The organism is Candidatus Villigracilis vicinus (assembly GCF_016702885.1).
GTDB lineage: Bacteria > Chloroflexota > Anaerolineae > Anaerolineales > Villigracilaceae > Villigracilis > Villigracilis vicinus.
This window is the reverse complement of record NZ_JADJDD010000003.1, coordinates 24,904-43,290: the sequence shown is the minus strand read 5'-3', so window position 1 is coordinate 43,290 and position 18,387 is coordinate 24,904. Positions and strand designations below refer to the sequence as shown.

The following is an 18,387-nucleotide window of genomic DNA, read 5'->3' as shown; positions in this document are numbered from 1 at the left end:
GCCATGGGATTGCTTCGCCGCAAAAGGCTCGGCTCGCAATGACGAAATTCTAATTATTTTTGACCGACCACTTAGGTAAAAGCAATTTATATCAAAAACGAGACAAGTACTTGTCTCGTTTTTGATATTCGTCATCTTCTATACATTCACCAGGTCGTGAATCCATTTTCTGGAATACACCCGCCATCCACTGACAAAGGCTTTGGCAACTTCTTCCAAGCCAACCATGAGGTAAACGTAATAGACCGGCAGGTGCAGTACAAAAGCACCGACATAAGCAGCGGGAACACCGATCAGCCAGATGGAGCAGATCTCCATCACGAGCGCAAAGCGTGTATCGCCACCTGCCCGCAAGGCGCCAATAAAGGTCGAAAAGTTGAACATGCGCACCCACAACACACAGGCCATCATCAGCATCAACATGCGGACGTTATATTCGCCGCTGGGCGAAAGATCGTATAAATTCACAACCGCATCGCGCATAAGGATGACTATAGCCCCAACAGTCCATGCAGAGAGAACAGAGAGAATAACCACACGGCGCACGGTCTCGAAGGCTTCTTCTTTCTTTCCGGCACCAATGCGGTTACCAACCATCACAGCACTAGCATTACCAAGTCCCATAAAAACGACAAAGCCAAGCTCTTCGATCGTCGCATTGACATTGATGGCAGCAATGGAATCAGTGCCAATGCGGGCGTAAATGGCGTTGTAGGTAGTGATGCCTAATGACCAGAACATTTCATTGGCAAGTGCTGGAAGGGTGGTCGTTAGAACACGCTTGAAAAATGGAAAGTCAAACGAGAAAAAGGTCAACGGGTTTGCTGCAAGCGGCGTTTTTTGAGTGTAGATAAGAACAAGGAGCAGGATCAGTTCGAGGGTCCAACCAGAGGCGGTTCCAATGGCAGCGCCACGCACCCCGAGAACAGGCAATCCAAACTTGCCGAAGATCAGGATATATCCAAGGATCGTTTTGAAAACCAGGGCAGAAATGGTGGCGATTACGGTCAGTTTGACGAGATGAATGCTGCGCATCGTGGCAATGTAAGAAGTAGCGATCGCAACAGGAATGTAGGACAAGCCAACGATGCGCAAGTAGGAAGCGCCGATATGGATGACCTCTGTATCTTTGGTATACAAACCGAGAACACCCGCAGGGATAAGCGTGGCAGCAAGCGTAAATACCAGTGCAATGCCTGATGTAATAAGGATGCTCATCCCAAGCACTTTGCGGATCGGGTCTATCTCCTGCTTCCCCCAAAATTGAGCCGTAAAGATCGCCATGCCGCTGGTAAGCCCAAAAAGCAGCAGGATGAATACAAAAAATACCTGATTGGACAATCCAAGCGCGGCAATGGAGGTCTCCCCCAACTGCCCCACCATGATGACATCGATCATGTTGAGTGAAGCGTTGATGAGTTGCTGGAAGGATATAGGCAGCGCGATAGTGAGCATTTCGCGCAGGAAGGCACGATCTTTGAGAAATGAAAGGGACATGGGAGATTTAGTCAACAGACGGTAAATGAATAATAACGAGAGGCAAAAACAGTCGCGGACGCCGGTCGCGTCAGCGACTATTCAGCTCATGGTGAAATGATCAGCAAGTTAAATGATTACTCTTCAGGAGCATCTCGGACGATGTAGAGTGGTCTGCCTTTGGCTTCATCATACAGGCGTCCCACGTATTCACCCAGAATGCCGAGTGAGATCAATTGCACACCACCCAAAAAGAGGACTGAAATAAGAGTGGTTGCCTGCCCTTCAAAAAAATGAGAACCTGCAAGGCGCAATACCGCCACCACAGGAATGGCGAGAATGGAAATACCTGCAGAAACAAAACCAAAGTAAGTCGCCACTTGTAATGGGAAATACGAGAAACCGGTAATGGCATTGACCGCCAGCCGCACCATTTTCTTGAAAGGGTATTTGGTAACACCAGCAAGGCGGGCAGCGCGTTTATAGGTAACACCAATCTGCTTGAAACCAACCCAGGCAGACATACCGCGCGGGAAGCGATGCCGCTCCTTCATTTGTTTGAGCACGTTCACAACTTTTCGATCCATCAGGCGGAAATCACCAGTATCGACGGGTATCTTCACGTCCGTAATTTGATAGATCAGGCGATAGAACATGGAAGCCGTCCACAACTTGAACCAGGATTCACCTTCACGCTCGCCGCGCACAGCGTACACGACCTCGTAGCCTTCCTTCCACTTCTTTGCCAGCTCGAGGATAACTTCCGGGGGGTCTTGCAGATCAGCATCGATGATGACCACAGCGTCGCCGCGGGCAAAATCCCAACCGGCAGTGATCGCCACTTGATGACCAAAGTTACGCGCAAAGATAACCGGTCGGATTGTCTTGTCCTTTTCAGCTAATTCGCGAATCTTCTCTGTGGAACCATCCGTTGAACCGTCATCAACAAGGATAAACTCCCATGGCTCACCATGAGAATCCATTACTTCCTTTACACGGCGGTAAAGTTCGGGGAGGTTATCGATCTCGTTATAAATGGGAGCAATGATCGAATACGTAATTTTCATAGGTCTTTTTTCCGTCTCTCTTTTTTAGGCAGCCGGATGGAACGGGGTTTAAATTTTCCCGCCGGGGCTTTGAATTGTTCATCCTCACCACCAGCAAAAGGCTCAAGCCCTAGAACACGGCGGCGGAAATACTCCATCAACACTGAAACTGAAGCCATCACTGGCACGATCAATAAAGCACCCATGATACCTTCAAGAAGGGTGGCGATAAAAATGGCTATAAAGATCAGCCCTTCATTCATATGCAAGCTGCGTCCCATAATGATCGGGCGAACAAAGAAATTCTTAATATTGATCAAAACAAGATACGTGATCGCAGTAATGATCGCCACCCAGCCGTTTGACAAGGGAATCCAAGTGGAGCCTTCCAGCAACGCAACACCCACGGCAAGCGCAGCCGCGATCAACGGACCAACATCTGGCACGAGAGTAAATAACCCGGCAACCACACCTAGAACAAGGGCACCAGGAATACCAATGAGGGTCCAGGCAACTGTGAAGGCAACTCCAACTACCAACATCAAAACGATCTGCCCGCGCAGATAGGCGATCCACACATTACGCAAGCGCTGGTAAAGCTCATTCATTTCTTCGTGGTATGGTTCTGGCGCGAGATGAATCAACCAGTGACGTATTTTGGGCCACTCACTCATGAACAAATGGACACTGACGAGAATGACCAAAAACCATAAGACATTTACGGAGGTTGTTTCGAGCAGAGCCAGCGCTTCTTCGGGCAGTGGCGTTAACAAATTCCCTTGAAGATTATCCAGGCTCTCACCCAACTGTTCAAGATGGATCACATAATTACCCACCTGTATCGGGTTGGATAGGAATTCGCTCGTCTGTTGAGAAAGGTCAAGTAGATCCTGCGCCACCAGCTTGATCTCATCAAAAAAGATCGGGGTCAACACACTGGGAATGCCCACCATCACGATCAACGCCGAAAAGTAGACGAGGTTGACCGCTACAGCGCGGGAGACATTTGTTCTCTCCATCACCAGCACAACAGCCGGGCTAATTAAGTACGCCACAAACGCAGAGATCACCAGCATTTTCACAGCCTCGTGGGCATAGATCAACAATGCCACAACAGCAATAAAAACAATGATCCCCATCGTATAACGAAAGGGCAGGCTCCATCCGTTCTTTGTATTTCTCATAAGAGTTTTTTTTCACAGCCTCTAAAGTCGGCTCAATAATAGGAGCAGACTGAACCGCCTGCAATGCCGCGCGGACATCTTTGAGACCACTGCCGGTATTCATTACCAGAACGGGGTCATCGCTTCCGACCACGCCCGAGGCTACTGCTTTAACCAACCCGGCATATGCCGTCGCCCCAGCCGGTTCGGCAAAGACACCAATGGTGCCAAGCTCTGCAATGGCTTTGATAATGTCTTCATCCTTCACGGTGATATATGTCCCACCGGTCTGGGCAGCTGCCCGCACCGCACGAACACCATCTCGTGGCAGATCCACCGAAATGCTGTCTGCAATGGTATTCGCAGAAACAGGGATGATCGTTTCAGTTCTTGCATGGAAGGCATTGGCAATCGCCGCCGAACCCTCGGCTTGGACACCAATAATGCGCGGCATGTTGGGAATCCAACCTAATGCCAGCAGATCCTTGAAGCCTTTGTGAATACCGGAGATGATATTGCCATCTCCCACTGAAACAAAAATGGTTAAGGGCGGGTGATCATCCAGATCGCTATCTTGTTTATGCCAATCGCGATGCGCTTCGATCCACCATTCCCAAATTTCAAAAGCGGCAGTCTTTTTCCCTTCCACTGTGAAGGGATTGTAGCCTGTGTTACGGCAATACCAACCGAACTCGTTCGCGGCTTTCACGGTCAGGTCAAAGGCATCGTCATAGGTTCCATCGACAAGGATGACCTTTGCGCCAAAGATAAGCAGTTGCGCCACCTTTGCCTGCGGAGCAGACTTGGGCGCAAAGATAACGGCTTTTTGACCAACCGCCGCCGCCATGCCTGCCAGCGCTGCCCCGGCATTCCCAGTAGAAGCTGTGACAACGACCTCAGATTTGATCTCACGCGCACGCGTAACCACAATAGCGCTCGCCCGGTCTTTAAAAGACGCAGTGGGGTTGCGAGACTCATCTTTGAGCCAAAGGTGCTTCAGGTGTAGTTTTTCTGCCAATCGCGGCAGGGCAAAGACCGGGGTCCAGCCTGCGGCGTGTAAGGGTGTGGAATTACCTGCGGGTTCATTAACTGGCAACAATGGCAGGTACTTCCAAAGCGATTGCTCTGTCCGCGAGGTTATATCCTCAGGTTGGAACTTCTTTTTAATGATCTCATAATCGAGGATAACGTCCAGATTCCCGCCGTCCGTTGGGCAGGTATACGTAACTTGCCCGGGCAGGTATTCACTCCCACAGATCGAACAACGATAGCCATTGAATGTATTCATTGAGTTCCTCTTATCGCCTGATTTTACCCGATATGCCCAAAGACCAGAAATGCGAGAGTTGACACTGTTTCATCTTGAAAGGATGGATAAACGAAGGGTTCAAAGGCAAATTGTCTTTGAACCCTTCAGTCACACCCGATCAAACCTCTGACCTTGCTTACTTTGCTTCCCGCTCCCACAGTTCTCTTGCAATGACCTCCTGGTCTACAGGAAGCTTATCGAAGCGCACACCGACCGCATTGTAGATGGCATTGGTGATGGCTGGTGTGGTTGGAATGCTGGAGATTTCACCAACCCCTTTGGCTCCGTATGGACCTGCGGCAATAGGGTGTTCAACAATAATGGCGGTGATCTCCGGAGTAAGCATGATACCCGGCACACGATAGCGCGCAAGACGGTCTGTAACCACATTGCCGTCTTCTACGATAAAGTCTTCAGTGAGACAGTTACCCAACCCCATCATCACGCCGCCTTCCACCTGCCCCTGCAACCCTAGTGGATTGATCGCCATGCCCACATCGTTGGCAGAGACCACTCGCAGCACGCGCACTTCACCGGTACGTTTGTTCACTTCCACTTCGGCGGCTTGTACTCCGAACGAGAAGGCAAAGTGCATGTCACCGCCTGTGCCGAGCGGCTGGGTCTTGGGCGCTTCATATTCATAACGGACACGCGGCTGCTGCCCCATTGCCAGCATTTCTTTGTACACTTGGGGATACGTTAACACATTCCCGTTGACTCGAACCACACCCTCTTCAAAGCGAATCTGCTCCGGGCGCACATCAAATTTTTCTGCCAAGGAAGCAGATATCTGATCACGTAAGGTTTTTGCCGCATAGCGGGAAGCATTGCCCGTCACGAACGTCTGGCGGGATGCAGTGGTGGGTCCGCCATTGGGCGTCAGGTCAGTATCCATCACCAACACACGGACTGCTTCCGGGCTGACACCTAATTCTTCGGCAACGGTCAAACGCATTACGGTCACCAGCCCCTGTCCCAGTTCAGCTGCCGAGCTGCGCACCTGGAAGGTGCCATCTTCATATAGTTCCACATCCGCGCCGGAAATATCAGGAGCACCGCCGCCCAAGCCGGTGTTCTTGTATGCCGATGCAAAGCCCCAGGCACGCACCAGGTTCGGGTTGGTCGCATCAACTTTCGGGGTGAAGGGAGCGGGGTCAAATATCCGCATTTGCGCATTGACACGGTCAATACATTCCGTCAAGCCGACCGACTCTTTCAATTCCTGTCCGGTGTTCGTTACACTCCCTACATGCAATGCGTTCATGCGGCGCAATTCAACCGGATCGATATTTAATGTTTCGGCGAGTTTATCCATCATGGTTTCAACGGCAAATGCAGATTGAGTCACGCCAAAACCGCGGAAGGCTCCCGCGGGTGGATTATTCGTGTACATGGCATAGCAATCGGCACGCACATTTTCAATATCATATGGACCGGCAGAATGCGTGGTGGCGCGGGTCATCACTTTCTCTCCAAGAGATGCGTATGCGCCGGTATCGCCATAGAGTTCAGTTTCTGCTGCAACCAGCCTGCCGTCTTTCATTGCGCCGAGCTTGACTCGAATCTGTGTGGCATGCCGTTTGGGATGGACAAGCAAACTTTCCTGGCGATCAAACAACAACTTGACCGGTCGCCCGGTAAGATTGGCAAGCATGGCAGTATGGATCTGTCCCATTACGTCTTCCTTGCCGCCAAAACCGCCGCCCATCAATTGACCGACAATTCGAATACGCGACTCGTCCCAGCCCAACACACGCGCAACCTGAGTCCGGTCTTGGTATGGGATCTGCGAACCGACATAGATCTCCATACGCCCATCTGCAAGCGGCACAGCAATGCTGCACTCCGGTTCGATAAAAGCATGGTCAGTGGTCTGTGTATGAAAAGTATGCTCAAGGATCACATCTGCCTTGGCAAAACCCGCATCCATATCACCTTTGCGAACCTTGATATGTTTCAGTAAATTTCCTTTTTCATGGATCTGGGGAACATCTGCCTGGCGCGCCATGACCGGGTTGGTAATGACCGGTTGAAGGTCGAACTCCGCCTCAATCAACGCCGCAGCCTGGTCGGCGATTTCCTGGCTTTCTGCCGCCACCACAGCGAGGGCATCACCAACGTAACGTACACGCTCCCCCACACCGACCATGACGGGCCAGTCGAAGATGACCAGCCCATGATTCTTTTCCGCGGGCACATCCTCAGCAGTGACCACTGCCGCTACGCCTTTCACCGCTTTGGCTTTGGAAACATCCAGTTTCTTCAAAAAACCATGCGGGATCATGGCACGTTTGACCTTGGCATATAACATGCCATCAAATTTCAAGTCGTCGGTATAAATGGCTTGCCCGGTAACCTTTTCCACGGCTTCAGGACGCAGATGCATACGACCGACCGTTTTATGTTCATGAACAGAGTCTGGAATATGAGTCGGTCTTTGCACAGGCTCGCCAGTGCGTAAAGCTTGGGCAGCTGCAATGATGGCGTTCTCGATGGAAGGATACCCCGCGCAACGGCAAAGTGTATCTTTCAATGCAAAACGAATATCTTCACTATTGGGGTTTGAGTTACGTTTGAGCAGAGCATATGCCGTCATGATCTGACCGGGAATGCAGAATCCGCATTGGACGGCGCCATGCTCTACAAAGGCTTCTTGCAAGGGATGTAATTTCATCTCTTCGTGAACACGCTGGGCAAGCCCTTCGATGGTGACAATGGTCTTGCCATCCGCGCGCGCAGCCGGGTAAACACAGGACATCATTGGCTCACCATCCACGAGGACGGTGCATGCGCCGCATTCGGCTTCTTCACAGCCGATCTTCGTACCGGTCAGCCGCAGCCGTTCTCGCAGGAGAGTAGATAAGGTTTCACCGGCAAGAGACTCAACTGAATATTGTTTGCCATTAACGTTAAGGGAGATTTGATTGGTCATGATTTAATTTTCCTGTGAGGTCAGGTAGTTTTTACAAAATGTACTACCTGTTCTTTTTCAATTCAGCAAATAGTGCGCCTTATAATAATTATGCCCTATCCCACGCAGTGTAAAGCACATCTTTGAACAAACCGCCAATGATGTGTCGGCGATACTCAGCGCTGGCTCTGCGGGCAGAGTCACGGAATTTGGCTTGCGCAAGCAAGGCATCAACACTTTTGTTGTAATTTTCTTCGGTTAGGGATTTTCCGCGCAAGGCGGCTTCGGCATTCGTGGCACGGAAGGGAGTAGAACCGCCCGGTCCGACAGCGATATGAATGTCTTTAACTTCATCTCCATTACGCTCAAGCCAGACACTGCAATTTAAAATAGGCAGGGCAACTCCCTGCGGTCGCATAATACGCTTGAAACAGGATGCTTGATGAGCAGCGGCAAGCGGCACATGAAACCCGACAATGATCTCTTTAGTCTTATCAATGGCAGATTTGCCAGGTCCGGCAAATAAAGAAGTGAAAGGAATTCGACGTATCCCCAAGTCGTTCGCTACTTCTGCAATGGCTTCCAAAGCGGTAAGAGCAATGGTCCCATCGGCAGCAGGCAGGGCATGTGCGACATTGCCGCCAAGAGTGGCGGTATTGCGGACTTGCGGTCCGGCGATCAAGTTACAGGCTTCGACCAGGGCTTGGGCGTGCGTTGCAGTGAGCGGGTCCAGCGCGACGCGGTTGACTGGGACGGCAGCACCGATGAAAAGGGAATTTTCCCTTATTTCCAGCGCAGTCATCTCATGGACAGAGGTCAGGTCAATTAGTGTGTGAACGGGAGAATGGCGTCCCTGTTTCAGGTCAAGTATCAGATCGGTGCCGCCTGCAATCGGCATGGCAGAACCGGGTGCTGACGTAAGGGCTTGCACAGCCTCCGCAACAGAGACGGGACGTTTGTATTCCTGCCAAAGGTTCATAGGTGGTGTCCTCTTTCTGCTGGACGGCGGCACTTTTCGATGAGCATTCGCTCAACGCCGCTGGTTTTACAGCGACCACCGAACCGATGGATATTTTTTTATTTTACAACAACGCTCTCATCCAGGTGAACACCCGCCATGAGCAAACCAAGTTTTTCAGGCGTGGCTTGATCGCGCGGGACGATATCCATAACACGCCCTTCATAAAGGACGGCGATACGATCAGAGAGAGCGAGAATTTCATCGAGGTCTTCAGAAATAAGCATGATGGCAACGCCTTTGCGGCGCTGTTCGAGCAATTGCTCACGGACGTATTCAGTTGCCCCGATATCCAGCCCGCGGGTGGGCTGGGCTGCAATGATCACACGCGGCGTGCGGTAAATCTCACGCGCAAGTACCACCTTTTGAATATTGCCCCCAGAGAGGTTCTTCGCCAGGGTTTCACGCGAAGGGGTTTTTACGTGGAAGTTCTTGATCAGTTCATCGGCATGCCGGGAGATTTCACCAAGGTTTAGAAACCCCGAACGGGAATAAGGTGTCTTTTCGTGTTCGCGCAAGATCATGTTCTCGGCGATGGTGAATTCCTTGATAACTCCATCGCGCATGCGTTCTTCAGGAATGTAGGAAAGCATCCGGTCGGTAAGAGCGGCAGGAGAAAGCCCGGTGACATCCTTGCCTTCGAGGAAGACCTGCCCACCAGTCACTTTCCGCAACCCTGCGATCGTTTCTGCCAGTTCACGCTGTCCGTTGCCAGATACACCTGCAACACCTAAAATTTCACCGGAATGAACGTCGAAGGTCACACCGCGTAAACCGGGTGTACCACGATCGCTGCCGCAAGATACGCCTTTTACCTCAAGACGCGCTTCGCCGCGCTCCACGTTGCCGCGATCTGGGGTGAAGCCGACTTCGCGTCCCACCATCCAGTTGGCAAGGTCTTGCTTGGTGATCTCTGAGGTTGGGCGAGTGCCGATCTTACGTCCATCACGCAGCACAGTCACGCGATGGCTGATCTCGACCACTTCATGTAATTTATGAGAAATGAAAATAAGTGCATGCCCATCCTTCACCATTTGCCGCATGATGACGAATAACTCGTCCACTTCCTGCGGGGTGAGCACAGCCGTCGGCTCGTCGAGGATGAGTAATGCCGCGCCGCGGTATAAGGCTTTGATGATCTCTACGCGCTGCTGCTGACCCACGGATAACTGCCAGACATATGCGTTCGGATCGATACGCAGACCATAGATATCTGCAAGTTCCACGATCCGCTTTGAGACCTGATCCAGATCGGTTAACAATCCCCGAGTAGACGGCAGACCGAGTGCCACATTTTCTGCCACGGTCAGGGTTGGCACCAGCATAAAGTGCTGATGGATCATCCCAATACCCAGATTAATCGAGTCATTGGGCGATGCAATAACAACGGGTTTACCATTCAAAAGGACTTCACCTTCATCCGGTTTATACAAGCCGTACAAGATCTTCATCAACGTGCTTTTTCCTGCTCCGTTCTCGCCCAATAGGGCATGAACTTCGCCGGAGCGCACATCAAAATCGATATGATCACTGGCTAACACACCGGGAAAGCGTTTGGTAATGCCGCGCATTTCCAGGCTGTCGATCCGGGTACGGCCCGAAGGGAGCTTGTTCGCTTGATCCGTCATAGCGTCATCCTCATGAAATTCCAGAATGGCTTCGGAAGCTGGTTCAGCTTCCGAAGCCATTATTTGATTACAGGTTACGGCAGGGTGATCGTGATGGTGCCGTCGATAATTCCCTGAATAGTGGACTCAGCCAAAGCCTTGGCATCATCGGGCAGGGCATAATCGGTGTTGAATTCGACAACTTCGCCGCCATTGGCGAGATCAGCCTTGAAGGACTGTCCGCCCAGGGTACCGGCATCGATCAACGCAAGCATTTCGTGGAGGGCAACTTCCCAATGATAGACCTGGCTGGCAACCACAATGGTCGGTGCAAGGGAGGTCTGATTGGATTGGGTACCAAACCACAAAGCACCAGCTTCTTCTGCTTTGCCGATCGCGCCTACAACCATCTGAGCAGAACCGGTCATTACATCTGCACCAGCGGAGATATGAGTCGTCGCCGCTTCAGAGGCAAGCGCCACGTCCGAGAAAGAGCCGATGTAGTTCACGTTCACAACGGCTGCCGGGTTGGTCGCCAACACACCAGCTTTGAATCCATCCACATAAAGTTTCGCATCGCCCACTTCGATGGGTCCTACAACGCCGATGGTTCCAGATTTGGAAAGGGTCGCAGCCAACACGCCGTTGACGTAGCCGCCTTCCTGTGAAGCCGCTTCATACGCGAAGATATTGGGTTGTCCAAAGGTTTCAGCGGTGGTGCCCCAGGCAAAGCTGGTTTCGGGGAAGTCAGGAGCGATCTCCTGCAATGAGGAGCCGTATTGTGAACCATGCGCGATCACAAGGTCGTAGCCCTGTGAAGCGTAATCGCGGATCGCCGCAGCGGCATCATCCACAACGAACATGTTCTCGGAGTACACGATCTCGAACATCTCAGGTCCGCCCATTTCTTCTTGAATGCGCATCAGGGCATCGTACATGCTCTGGCTGAACGCAAGATCATTGATGGCACTCGGCATCACCACAGCCACGCGGAAGGGTTCCGCAGGGGCAGCTTCGGTGGCTGCTTCAGTAGCAGCGGCTTCCGTCGCCGGAGCTTCAGTGGCTTCAGCGGGGGCTTCGGTAGCGGCGGGAGCACCACAAGCGCTCAGCACGAGTGAGAGCGCCACGATCAGGGTCAAAATCCAAGCAAACTTTTTCATCATCTTCTCCTATTGTTTATGGAACGAATTGATTTTCAATTTGAACACGGACGTTGAAGTACACTTTCGATTGAGCTGCCTCCTTACCGGGATTCAACTTTCCCGCTCAAAAGGTTTGGATAAAGCCGATGGAGAACGCACCCTGGAGACGGTCGCGACCAACACCAGAATTGTCAACACATACGGCATCATGACCGCAATATCAGATGGGATGGGGATACCCAGCACCTGGATCCACAACTGCAAAGAATTAACCATGCTGAAAAGCAATGCACCGCCCAACACACCAGCAGGTTTCCAGCCGCCAAAATAAACCAACGCCACGGCAATAAAACCAAGTCCGCTGGTCATGTTCTGTTGAAAAACATTTAGTAACGCGATCGAAAGCGAAGCCCCCGCAATACCTGAAAGAATGCCGCCCAGGGTTATCGTAAAGTAACGCACCCGCGCCACATTCACGCCGAGAGAGTCGGCTGCATCAGGATTCTCACCCACCGCGCGAATCTTCAAACCAAGCGTCGTCTTATTCAAAACGAACCACGCCAGCGGCACAAGCAAATATGCGCCATACACCAAAATATTCTGGTTGAAGAGGATTTCACCGATCCCTGGAATTTCACTCAAAACAGGGAAATAAAGCTTCGGGAACCCCTGCACGGTCTCCACTGTTCCCATCAAACGCTGGAAGAGTAATTCGCTCATTCCCAACCCGAAGAGATAAAACCCAATGCCGCTGATCCCCTGTTGGGCATGCAGGTTTACAGTCACGAATGCCATTGCCAGCCCCATTGCCGCACCGACAACAATGGCAGCCAACAACCCAAGCCATAAGTTTCCCGTTGTAAACGCCACGTAGAATGCCGCAAAACAACCAAGCAGCATCTGTCCTTCCACACCTAAATTCAACACGCCACTCTTTTGGCTGAACGTTTCACCAATGGCGGCATACAAATAAGGAGTTGCCAAACGGATACCCGACGCAAGAATGCCGATCAATACCGTGGTGGATAAGAGGTCTGTGATCATTGATTCGCCTCTTTCTGGACTTGATTCTGATCCTGTTTCGATGGTGCTTCCGCATCTGGAGCTGCCGCCATTCGGCGTCGCTGCCTGCGCCTTCGCCAGATCTCACTGCTCACCACAAAGACAACCACCAGACCGTTCAAGACTGTGATCAACGCCGAAGGAACCTGCACCATCCTCTGCATCTTATTCGCCCCTACCAACAATGCGCCAAACAAGATCGACGCCGGAATGGACCACAACGGATGAAGCTGCCCAAACAACGCCGCCACGATCCCATTGAAACCCGCTGACCCCGTAAAACCCGAAGCAGACCCGTCCGTGATCATGCGGTAGTTAACACCATACACTTGCACCGCACCAGCCAACCCAGCAAAAGCACCGCTCAACAACAAAGCCAACACCATATAGCGCGGAACCTTGATCCCCGCATAACGAGAGGCATGAGGGCTTTGTCCTACTGCACGGATGCGATACCCAAGTGTGGTACGCCATAACAGAATGTAAACCAAAACAGCCAGAATAACGGCGATCAATGCACCTGCATGTAACCGAGTAGGCGCCAAACGCGCCAGATGAAATGCATCTTCAAGCCGCGCCGTCTGTGGGATCTTGGAAGCCAACTCTGCCTGTGAAGGATCGATCATTGGTCCGCGCAGCAGGAAATTCATCAACTGCACAGCGATGGCATTCATCATCACCGTGCTCAAAATTTCATTAACGTTGAAGTACGCCTTGAGAACGCCCGGTATACCACCCCACACCGCGCCGCCCAAAAAACCAGCGAGCATTGCGAGGGTGATCACCAACCACCCGGGCAGACCGGTAAAGGTCAAACCGATCCATGTCGCCAGTACCGCACCAATAATCATCTGTCCTTCGCCGCCGATATTGATCACATCACCGCGGAAAGAGATACAAATACCCAATGCCACCAGGAGCAATGGTGTAGCCTTTACCAGAGTTTCGGCAAAAGCATTCGTACTGCCAAATGCCCCATCCCACAAAGCGGCGTATGCCTCAATAGGGTTAACCTTAAGGACAAGCAACATCAGTGCTCCCACCGCCAACGCCGCCAATGTGGCGAGGATCGGCAGTAGTGCGTCAATCAGAGTTTCAAATCGTAATCGCATCAAGATATTCCTCACAGGCGCTGGATTTTGGTTTAACCGGCACAGATCCGTGGATCAACTCCACGTCTGTACCAAACTCAAACGCAGGACTGAATCGTCAAAATTGTTCACACCATATGCAATCGGAAGATTGTTCATACCGTAAAAAGTCACATCCAATTGCAAGATCGCTCTTTCTGCCTTGCCCCCCAAATGCTTAAGTGCGTCTGCACCGATCAGTGTTGAACGAATATCGGTTATGGCAAACGCAATTTTCTGATGGAAATAATTATTGAAAATATCCCGAATGTGAAGTCCCCCATCCACCTTATCCAATGGCTCGCGCAGCAAGGTTGAAGGTATGGCATTATCCGCCAAAATGACCGCACGTTGGTCGGCACGAAAAACACGCTGAAAATGGATCAACTCATCGCCGGGCTCAAGTGCAAGCACAAGCGCTTCTTTTTCAGTGGCAGGTTTACGCTCGATCGAAATCAACTGAATGGACGATTTATACCCATTGCCCTCGATCAGCTGCACCAAATCCCACAGATTTCCAAATTGCGCACTAGCTTCCTTTATACGTGCATTGACAAAGGTACCATTCCCCTGTTTACGAAGGATCATGCCATTGGCAGCCAATTTGGCAAGCGCTGTCCGCACAGTGGCGCGGCTTACACCCAACTCGTCCGATAGTTCACTCTCCGAAGGAATGCGACTTCCAGGCGAATAGGTCCCGTCCCGAATGCGTTCCAGGAGGATCTCATCGACTTGATTGGATACGGTCCGTGTCTGAATGAGATTCATAAGTAGGTTTATGGTAAGAGGATAGTCGTCTGACGTTTTTGTACAATATTACACAAGGCTGTTCAAGTGACATTCATCCTAGTTTAGAAGTGCTCGGATGTGACAAAAGCGACGGACAAAAAAACACCCCGCAGGAAACCTTCCACGCGGGGTGTTACTTCATTCAACTGAGCGAAGCGCTGTATTTAATCCCTCTCGAAAGGAACGCCCAACGCTGCCGGGGGCGATGCCCGCATGGCTCGCAACACCTTGGCGGTAACCTTACGTGCATTCTCGGGCATGGCAGCCAGTGTACGTTCCACCCATTCCGCATTGCCAATGTTGACTAACAATAGGGTTAGGATCATCAATGGGAAAGGTGCAACCTGTAAAACCTGCGAAGGTATTGTGGTTAACACAGGCTGCAAAACCAGACCAAGCCATTGCAAGAAGGCGAATAAATAAGCGCCAAACGCTGCACGGGCAGGGTTCCAACCGCCAAAAATGGTGATGGAAAGGGCGATCCAGCCAATGCCATCCAAGCCGGAGATCGTACCCATCCACCCGGCACGGACGCCGAGAGAATAGGTTGGACCCGCCAGACCAATCAACGCACCGCCAACAACCGTATAAACATATCGCATCACATTGACGTTCGCGCCGCGGATATATGCCGCAGCCGGTTTCTCGCCAATGCCTTGCAGCATCAAACCGGGGCGGGTACGGTAGATCCATAACCAGGCAAGGAAAATGGCAATGTAACTGAGATAGGTACTAAATTCCTGGCGGAAAAATAATGGTCCCAGAACGGGAATATCACCGATGATCGGAATTGGAAGTGCCTGCAAACGTGGACCTGGGACCCCCATGAATGGATTTCCAAGGAAATAAGCCAGGTCGCGACAAGTCAACGCCAGCACAAAGCCGATCGCCACCTGCGATTGCTTAAGCGTGATGCTGGCAAATGCCACAATGAGAGCAACAAGCGCGCCAATGAACATTCCGGCAAGAAAGCCAAGCAGCAGGCTGTCTGTTTTATATGCCACGGCAAATCCGCTCATGGCGGTTAACAGAATGGTGCCATTCATGGAAAGGTTGATGACCCCTGCACGTTCTGAGAGGGTCTCCCCCATCACCGCAAAAACGATGGGAGCCGCCGCGGCAAGCACGCCCGCCAAACCAACAAGAAGGGTTTCCTGATTCATAAATGCCTCATGCCTTCTTCACGAATTTTTGACGAACGCCCTCGGTGAGCAACACAAAGAGCACTAAAATACCCTGTAACACGCCGGAAAGAGACGAGTCCAGTTTCAAAACAATCGGGAGTTGAATGCTACCGATGTTCAGCGCCGCAAAGAAAAGCGCCACGGGTACAGCCCAGATCGCCTGATAATTAACCAGCATCGCCACCATCAAACCAAGATAACCGTATCCACTGGAGATGGCAGGAATGAGGCGATGATAAACCGCCGTCACCTGCAATGCTCCGGCAGCCCCGGCAAGCGCACCGCAGATAAGGAAAGAGTATAGGGAGTATTGCCAGGTGGGAATGCCAAGCAGGTACGCTGCGCGGATATTTTTCCCCACTGCCTTGATCTTCAAGCCGAAGTATGTGCCTTGTAAGATGAAATATACGATCACAATGGCAACGATCGCAATGGCAAGCGCCCAAGGGCTGATGCGGAGATCTGGCAGTTGCGGCAGAGAGAAGGTGTCTGGAAAAGGTTCTGTTCCACTCATGGATGCAACCCCTTCCCGCTTCCACGGGCCAAAAATAAGATACAGTGTCAATGCGGTTGAAACAAAGTTCAAGCCCAATCCGCCAAAAATCTCATTGACACCGCCAAAGGTTTTCAACATTCCCGCCAATGACGCCCATAAAGCGCCAACGATCATTCCGCCTAAAATAGAAAGCGTGATGATGATCGCAGGTGATAATGTGCTATCCACAAATTGACGCAACACCCAGACGGAGCCGATGGCACCCAGCACGATCTGACCTTCCACGCCGATATTCCAGAGCCCTGCCGAAAACGTGACAAGCAATCCCGCCGTCACCAACAGCAATGGGACAAAAGAAACCAGCACTTCGGCGAACTTGCGCATTGAGCCGATGGAACCGGTCAACATATTCTTATACGCATCCACAGGAGAAGCGCCGACAGCCACAAGGATCAACGAGACGAAACCCAGAGCAAGCAGAAAGGCTGCCAGTTGGAAGATGAAACCTCCAGCTTTAGACTTAAGCATTCGAGCCTCCTTTTTGAGGCCAGCCCTTGCCGCCGATCAATTGTCCTAGTTGCTCCACAGTAGTAGTCGCCGCATCAATGGGTTCTGACACCTTGCCGCTGAAAAAGACCAGAAGACGATCACTATACTGCAAGACTTCCTCCAGGTCAGATGAGATAAAAATGATCGCCGCGCCGTCCTGTTTGCAGCGGTCTTTGAGTTTGCTCCAGATATAGATGACCGATTCAATATCCAAGCCGCGGGTGGGGTGTTCAAGCAAAACCAAAGAGAGCGGCGTTTGGAGTAATGCCAATTCTGCACGCTGTTGGTTGCCGCCCGAAAGAGACTCCACTGTACTCGTGGGTGTGCCGCGGATATTAAAGGATTTGATCCGGTCTTCTGCCAATTTTTGTCCGGCGGCCCGATCAATGAATACACCTTTCGGCTCTTCTGCAAGGACAAAGTGATCTGTCAGGCTCAAGCCTGGGACCAAACCTTCTTCTAACCTTGCGGCGGGCAGAAAGTTGACGCCATCGTGTTTGAAGGCATGGTAGGGTTTCCCGGTCAGGTCTTTTCCCTTTAGGAGAACCTTGCCACCCACCGGGCGGACAAGCCCTGCACATGCGCGGATGAACATGCCTTGACCGGAACCTTCCAACCCGGCGAGACCCACGACCTCACCAGCACGCAAGTCCAGACTCACATTCTTGATCTTCAAACGCACATCTTCAAGTGAAATATCTTGAAGAGAAAGTACAGTGTCCCCCGTCTTGGCAGGCTGACGCTCACCGAGCGTCACTACCTTGCCGAACATCATCTCGACCAGTTTGGCGGTATCGAATGGCGGCTTCATTTCGCCAACCAATTCGCCTGCCCGCAGCACAGCGACCTGATTGCAGAGGAATTCAACATCCTCCAGTTTGTGTGAGACGAAAATGATGGTCATGCCCTGCTCTGCAAGTTTTTTGAGCGTGGCAAATAGTTTTTGTTTTTGAGAAGCACTGATTCCCGTGGTGGGTTCATCCAAAATAAGCACACGCGCACCCATCCACAACAGACGGATGATCTCCAACTGTTGTCGTTCGCCCACGGTCAGGGCATCTACATAATTATCGGGGTCAAGGGAAAAATCGAACTGTGTGGCAAGATCTGTGAAATCCTGCCGGGCAGAGGCGCGATTCGGAAAAAGACCACCCGAACGCCCCAGCAAAAAATTATCAAGAACGCGCATGGGCGGAAAATCCAGCGGGTCTTGATGCAACATACCCACGCCAACATGGATCGCATCAGCGGGAGATTGAATGACGACGGATTTACGATCGAGGATAATCTCGCCGCCAGAGTCGGCTTGGATAAAGCCAGAGAGGACTTTCATCAACGTGCTTTTGCCTGCGCCATTCTCTCCCAGAATCCCCTGAATCGTGCCGGACTGAATGACGAGGTTGATACCCTTATTCGCGTACGTCTTGCCAAAGTGCTTGTGAATGTTCTTAAGTTCGACGTTCATGGTCGGTGCGGGTCCTCCATGATGATTAATGAATGTAGGG

General features: G+C 51.5%; 14 protein-coding genes. All 14 read right to left on the bottom strand.

From position 1 onward, the window contains the following. Nucleotides 1–138: 138 nt before the first annotated feature. The 14 genes from IPG80_RS03610 to IPG80_RS03545 all read right to left on the bottom strand — a co-directional run bounded on the left by IPG80_RS03610 (nt 139) and on the right by IPG80_RS03545 (nt 18,347). The gene (locus IPG80_RS03610) at nt 139–1,497 is read right to left on the bottom strand and encodes an MATE family efflux transporter (protein WP_345102820.1); all 1,359 of its coding nucleotides are present in this window, start codon (nt 1,495–1,497) and stop codon (nt 139–141) included. A gap of 116 nt (nt 1,498–1,613) precedes the next feature. After that, nucleotides 1,614–2,543 (bottom strand): glycosyltransferase family 2 protein, encoded by a 930-nt coding sequence (locus IPG80_RS03605; RefSeq protein WP_345102818.1) that lies wholly within the window; start codon nt 2,541–2,543, stop codon nt 1,614–1,616. Next, nucleotides 2,540–3,598: an AI-2E family transporter gene (locus IPG80_RS03600; RefSeq protein WP_345102816.1), complete on the bottom strand. Its 1,059-nt coding sequence runs from the start codon at nt 3,596–3,598 to the stop codon at nt 2,540–2,542. The genes IPG80_RS03605 and IPG80_RS03600 overlap by 4 nt, the downstream gene beginning before the upstream one ends. After that, nucleotides 3,561–4,973 (bottom strand): threonine synthase, encoded by a 1,413-nt coding sequence (gene thrC, locus IPG80_RS03595; RefSeq protein WP_345102814.1) that lies wholly within the window; start codon nt 4,971–4,973, stop codon nt 3,561–3,563. The genes IPG80_RS03600 and thrC overlap by 38 nt, the downstream gene beginning before the upstream one ends. 157 nt (nt 4,974–5,130) lie before the next feature. Then, the gene (locus IPG80_RS03590; RefSeq protein ID WP_345102812.1) at nt 5,131–7,926 is read right to left on the bottom strand and encodes a molybdopterin cofactor-binding domain-containing protein; all 2,796 of its coding nucleotides are present in this window, start codon (nt 7,924–7,926) and stop codon (nt 5,131–5,133) included. A gap of 88 nt (nt 7,927–8,014) precedes the next feature. Then, a complete protein-coding gene (locus IPG80_RS03585) occupies nt 8,015–8,884 on the bottom strand; it encodes an FAD binding domain-containing protein (RefSeq protein WP_345102810.1) in 870 nt (289 codons plus the stop codon). A gap of 98 nt (nt 8,885–8,982) precedes the next feature. Further along, nucleotides 8,983–10,611: an ABC transporter ATP-binding protein gene (locus tag IPG80_RS03580; protein ID WP_345102808.1), complete on the bottom strand. Its 1,629-nt coding sequence runs from the start codon at nt 10,609–10,611 to the stop codon at nt 8,983–8,985. 14 nt (nt 10,612–10,625) lie between these two features. Beyond that, complete coding sequence (locus tag IPG80_RS03575; RefSeq protein WP_345102806.1) at nt 10,626–11,690, bottom strand: BMP family protein; 1,065 nt, start codon at nt 11,688–11,690, stop codon at nt 10,626–10,628. 93 nt (nt 11,691–11,783) lie between these two features. Then, entirely contained in the window at nt 11,784–12,716 is a 933-nt protein-coding gene (locus IPG80_RS03570; protein WP_345102804.1) for an ABC transporter permease, read from the bottom strand. Beyond that, nucleotides 12,713–13,846 carry an ABC transporter permease gene (locus IPG80_RS03565; protein ID WP_345102802.1) on the bottom strand — a complete coding sequence of 378 codons (1,134 nt, stop codon included), beginning with the start codon at nt 13,844–13,846 and terminating at the stop codon, nt 12,713–12,715. The genes IPG80_RS03570 and IPG80_RS03565 overlap by 4 nt, the downstream gene beginning before the upstream one ends. A 54-nt stretch (nt 13,847–13,900) precedes the next feature. Further along, nucleotides 13,901–14,632, bottom strand: a complete 732-nt coding sequence (locus IPG80_RS03560; protein ID WP_345102799.1) for a GntR family transcriptional regulator — start codon at nt 14,630–14,632, stop codon at nt 13,901–13,903. Between the two features lie 185 nt (nt 14,633–14,817). Next, a complete protein-coding gene (locus IPG80_RS03555) occupies nt 14,818–15,816 on the bottom strand; it encodes an ABC transporter permease (protein ID WP_345102797.1) in 999 nt (332 codons plus the stop codon). 7 nt (nt 15,817–15,823) lie between these two features. Then, nucleotides 15,824–16,861, bottom strand: a complete 1,038-nt coding sequence (locus tag IPG80_RS03550; RefSeq protein ID WP_345102795.1) for an ABC transporter permease — start codon at nt 16,859–16,861, stop codon at nt 15,824–15,826. After that, nucleotides 16,854–18,347, bottom strand: coding sequence for an ATP-binding cassette domain-containing protein (locus IPG80_RS03545; protein ID WP_345102793.1), 1,494 nt, complete (start codon nt 18,345–18,347; stop codon nt 16,854–16,856). Before IPG80_RS03545 ends, IPG80_RS03550 begins: the two co-directional genes overlap by 8 nt. Nucleotides 18,348–18,387 lie beyond the last annotated feature (40 nt).